The sequence below is a fragment of the Nicoliella lavandulae genome, assembly GCF_037546185.1.
GTDB classification, from domain to species: Bacteria; Bacillota; Bacilli; order Lactobacillales; family Lactobacillaceae; genus Nicoliella; species Nicoliella lavandulae.
In genome coordinates this window covers 1,076,577-1,082,212 of sequence record NZ_JAWMWH010000001.1, presented here as the reverse complement: position 1 = coordinate 1,082,212, position 5,636 = coordinate 1,076,577, and the positions used below count along the sequence as shown (strand labels likewise).

General features: G+C 38.9%; 2 protein-coding genes. Both read right to left on the bottom strand.

The window, feature by feature from the left end:
• Positions 1-30: 30 nt before the first annotated feature.
• A complete protein-coding gene (locus tag R4146_RS05145) occupies positions 31-4,074 on the bottom strand; it encodes a beta strand repeat-containing protein (RefSeq protein ID WP_339960350.1) in 4,044 nt (1,347 codons plus the stop codon).
• Between the two features lie 187 nt (positions 4,075-4,261).
• Positions 4,262-5,605, bottom strand: a complete 1,344-nt coding sequence (gene glnA / locus R4146_RS05140; RefSeq protein ID WP_339960349.1) for a type I glutamate--ammonia ligase — start codon at positions 5,603-5,605, stop codon at positions 4,262-4,264.
• Positions 5,606-5,636 lie beyond the last annotated feature (31 nt).

Genomic DNA, 5,636 nt, shown 5'->3' with positions numbered 1-5,636 from the left:
ACTATTAACTAAGCTACCAGCAGCAGCCACTTATGAATTGTAATTAGACGAAGTGGTACTTTGGTAGGCATTAGCTACCTGCTTTACTGAACTTGTAAAGCTATCACTAGTTACCGCACTAGCGATTGCATTACTCTCAGTTGCGATGGATGCTGACGCTGATGCAATTGTCGTATTGTAAGTTAAGGCTGTTGCTAATCCACTCGATGCTAAATTAGCATATGCAACTGCATTACTGGCGTCAGATTGGGCAGAACTAAAATCAGCTAATTTAGCTTCTGCATTGTCATTTGCAAGAACTCGACTAGCATGTGAATTTGCTAAATAAACGTTTCCACTAATTGCAGTAGCCAAACTATTAAACGAACCTTGGGTCGAAATAGCCACACTTAAAGAAACAGCTGCTGAACTTGACTGAATAGTAGCTGCTGCAAATGCTGAACTAAGTTGACTGACACTAGCACTCATGCTAGAACTAGCGCTACTGTTTAAACTACTAGCAACACTAGCTTGACTTTGTGCTAATGAATAAGCAGAGGAGGCACTTTGATAGGCAGTATTCAGCGCGGCTGCACTACTGCTGGCACTGGCAACATTAGCATTGATCGCTGTTGCCACACTAGATAACTGACTACTGATATCACTGGCACTTGATTGGGCAGCTGTAGCCGAGTTAACAGAAGCGGTATCAACAATTTGGATTGGATTATTGTTCGCTTGAGTTTTAATATCTTGGTAGATCAAGCTTTGACTATTGGCTAACATTTGGTTAGTGGTGGGGTTATCAATATATGTTGAACTATTTACGTTAGTCGTACTGTTGTTACTAGTTTGTGGATTGTCTAAACGACTTTCAACTGTAGAAACATAGTAGTGCGCAATAACACTAATGGTGTCGAATCGACCATTAGAATTCAAATAAGATGCTGGGATAAAGTAACTAAACGGCACCGTGCCATCTGAACTAATTTGACTAACATCAATCCTATCGATATAGGATTGATTATCCCCGTTACTATCAGCGCTAGTAGAATCAACGTAGGCTTGTCCATTAGATTGAAGGGATGGCAATCGATTGTTATTAACCTTAACATCAACGTAAAGATACTTATTACCATTAATTACACTTTGACTATAGTTCTTTAGTGATAACGTTCCACTAACTTGATACCCACCAGTAGAAATGGCTCTAACACTAAGTGGGGATTGGAAGTCAAATGATGGTGATGGGGTAAAGGATAGGTACTTAGAACCAGATAAAGTCGTATAACTACCCTGCAAATTATTCATGGTTCCAGTTTGAGCGTTGTAATAGGTAATTGCACTACCACTCTTACTATTTGGCACAACAATTTTATAATAACTCCCCTGCGTATTACCCATGTTGTTAATCCCAACGGAATAAGCAGTAATGTCTGCGTTTGTGATGTCTCCAGCTGTGCTCTTCTTTGATGGATCAGATTGAGTAGTATCCATATCAAATACAACCGTATTCCCAGGATTATTAATATTAACCTTAGCTGTTGAGTCTTGAACATAAAGTAGGACCGGATTAACTCTACTATCAAGATAATTACCATCACTATCAATTTGAATGTTCCCTTGGTTAATAATGTTAACGCTTGATCCACTACCAACTTGAAGTAAGTAAGGCTGCCCATTACCAGTAATACCATTAAGTGATAAGTGAATTAGACCACCCGTTTGTGAAGTTAAAGAACCACGAACATAGGAAAGAATATTACCATAACCACCAACATTTTGACCAATTACATTTAACTGACCATTATTTTGGACGGTTAAATTCCCAGCAATATAAACTGGATATGCGGATGGCATCCCCTGAATATTAACGTTGATTTTACCACCATCAACGTATACATTGGCGCCGGCACTAATGTTCAATGCAGTGGTCCCATATGAACCTTGACGGCTAGTCCCATTACTAATATTGATATTTCCATACACATAAACATTACCTTTGGAAGACAATGCTTGAGCCGCAGTACTCTGTAGCCCATTCCCATTGTTCGGGTTAGAACTAAAATCGGTATGGTTAGATTGACCATTAGGATTCAAATTAACGGTAGCCGTTTTAGCAACCGTAAAGCTACCATTAAGTTCTATAACGTTCCCATTATAAGTATTCCCTGTATACGTAGCACCATCGTTAACTGTTAAAGAATTAACCTGCATGTTCCGTTGATTTTGATCAGCACTACTAACACCAGCATGTTGCCCAGTATCACCAGGGATGTTTTGGGCAGTATAATTATTAACAGATGAGATAGTAACCTTATTATCAATAAACACACTACTGTTGTTAGCATAAATTGCTTGTCCACCAGTATAGTTAATATTGTTCAAATAAATAGGTATACTAGCAAGCGTAGTGCTTCCATTATCAGAAATAAATCCAAATCCACTGGTCCCATAAACATTTTGATTTTGTGCTCTGTACGTATTGACGTTTTGGACATCATAACCAACACCGACGTAGTTAATCGTTGACCAAGTGCTACCGTCCTTTTGCAACCCATTAATTACAAAATCCTTACCAGGCGTATTCTTAGTAACTGTTTTAGTAACGTCAGTATCACTGTACCCAGCATCCTTTAAACTCATATTGTTTAAGACGTTAATTTGATATACGTATGGATTTAGCACAGCGGCATTAAATTGCTGAGCGGTAGTAACATTAACAGTAGTATTAGTAGTATTGGCAGCGTTAGCCCCGGCAGAATCTGCTAAGGCATAGTAACTAGAGGTAGCACTATACTCGGAATTAATGGAAGTAACCGCACTACTAGCTACAGTAAAGTTATTGCTGGCTTGGCTAGCATAACTATCATTAGCAATCGCCATCAAACTAATATCAAAGACATAACTATTGAAGTTAGAACTAGTGATGGAGTTGGCCGTTTTATTAACGTAATTATTTTGAGATGATGCAGCTGAGCTAATGGATGTATATTGCGAATATGCAGATGACATTGCACTAGCACTACTGCTCATTGCGTAATATGAATCGATGTATGCACTATTTGAGTTAGCATAGCTCATTGCGCTGGCAACACTATTGAAAAATGCAGAAAAAGAACTAGCAGAGTTCGCAATTAAAGAAGCATTCGAACGAATTGCCGCTAATGAAGCCATCACTTGATCATAAGTAGCCGAACTACTGCCTGAAGATTGAGTATTAGTAGCTGCTAATAAAACCCCATCACGATAAGCGATTGAAGTTGATCCTAGGGATTGAACATCGGTAGTCAAAACTTGTTCGTTAGAACTACTACTGCTGCCACTCGTTGAGCTACTGCTGGAACTATTCGTTGTTGACTTAGAATCACTAGCACTACTATTCCCACTATTAGTACTACTGGAGGCAGTTTCACTTGAAGCGCTACTTACTGTGCTGGATTGGGTAGAATTAGTGTTTGTATTGCTCTTGGCGTCGCTACTGTTAGTGGCAGATGTTTGATCACGATTGGAATTAGAAGCACTGGCACTACTAGTGGTACTATTGGAGGCACTTTCACTACCTGTGTTACTATCACTAGCCTTACTATTGCCACTATCGTTACTGTCACTAGTTTTACTATCTGCACTGGCTGATGAACTGCCACTATCAGAAGCATTACTGCTTGTAGTAGTAGCATCATTATTGCTACTACTATTTTGACTGCTATTATCAGTACTTGAAGAAGAGGTAGTTTGGCTGGCACTACTGTCTTGAGTAGTAGTTACACTACTACTAGTTGTAGTGGATTCAACACTTTCCGTGGCTGATGCTGATGGTGCCGTTGAAGTCGCACTGGTATAAGCTGCAGAATTTGAAACATTAGCAGCACTAGTTACTATATTGCTACTCGATTGAATAGTGGTACTACTAGTATCATCACTAGTATGATTAGCATTTTCTGTTGTATCAGCATGAGCGATGTGTTGTGAAAGAATCGTTGCACCACCAAGTGCTGTTAGCATGGATACTGACACTACGATCCATTGTTTCTTCACCTTTTTTAATATTTTTTTATCGTTTAGTTTATTATATTTATATTTGTTATAAAGCATTATCGATCATCCCTTCGCTTTAAATTTAGCTAATTATGTAAGAGTATGTATGTAAAGTATTGCCTAAATACACCTAGGTTAATTTTACCACAGTTAAATTCACTGGCAATAAATTTAGTCGCGAACAATGTAACTAAAAAAACAGCCATCCAAGTTAATGAATGACTGCCCTTAAAATATTTAAATTTTAGTAATGTTCCATATATTGCTTACGTTCCCATTCAGAAACTTGAAGCTTGTATGAATCATATTCGAGGCGCTTAGCAGTATTGAAGCCCTTCAATAACCGTTCGCCTAAAGCATTTTTAATTACGTCGTCCTTAGCTAATTCATCTAAGGCATCCTTTAATGTTTCAGGTAAGCTTTCGATATCATTATCTACTCGTTCTTCTGAATCCATCTTGTAGATGTTACGACTAGTTTCTTCCATTGGTTTAATCTTGTTCTTAAGCCCATCTAAACCAGCTTCAAGTAAAGCGGCAATGAACATGTATGGGTTAGCAGTTGGGTCACCACTCCGTAATTCCAACCGGGTTCCTAAGCCCCGTGATGCTGGAATCCGAACTAGTGGTGAACGGTTAGAAGCAGACCATGCAATGTATACAGGAGCTTCATAACCAGGCACTAACCGCTTGTATGAGTTAACGGTTGGATCACCAATAGCAGTAATTGCCTTAGCATGCTTCAATAATCCACCTAAGAAGTGGTATGCATCTTCTGATAGTTCTAATGCACCATTCTTATCAAAGAACGCATTTCCCTTATCATGGAATAATGACATGTTCATGTGCATCCCTGAACCATTAATTCCACTAAGTGGTTTTGGCATGAAGGTTGCGTATAAGCCATGGCGTTTAGCAATCGTCTTAACTACGATTTTAAAGTTTTGAATCTTATCTGCGGTTTCAAGCGCATCAGCATACTTAAAGTCAACTTCGTGTTGACCAGGAGCAACTTCGTGATGGGCAGCTTCGACTTCAAAGCCCATCTTTTCTAACGTAAGCACAATTTCACGACGACAATCTTCTCCTTGATCCATTGGAGCGCGGTCAAAGTAACTACCGGAGTCGTTTAACTTAGTAGTTGGGTTGCCATCCGCATCCATCTTGAACAAGAAGAATTCTGGTTCTGGTCCAATGTTGAAGGATGTAAAGCCAGCCTTCTTCATATCATCGAGGACCCGAATTAAATTATTTCTAGGATCCCCTTCAAAGTATTCACCGTTTGGTTTTCTAACAGAACAAATTACACCTGCGATCTTACCGTGTTCGGCACTCCATGGGAATGTCATCCAAGTAGAAAGATCTGGGAATAGGTACATATCACTTTCTTCGATTCGAACGAATCCTTCGATGGATGAACCATCGAACATAATCTTATTATCTAGTAGTTCATCTAATTGACTAATTGGTAGTTCAACGTTTTTCACCGTACCAAATAAATCCGTAAACATTAACCGTAAAAAGTTAACGTTTTCTTGTTCCACCATGTTTCTAATGTCGTCTTTAGTGTAATCGTGTCGTGTTGCCATAAATAAATCGCTCCTCACGTATGAAAATCAA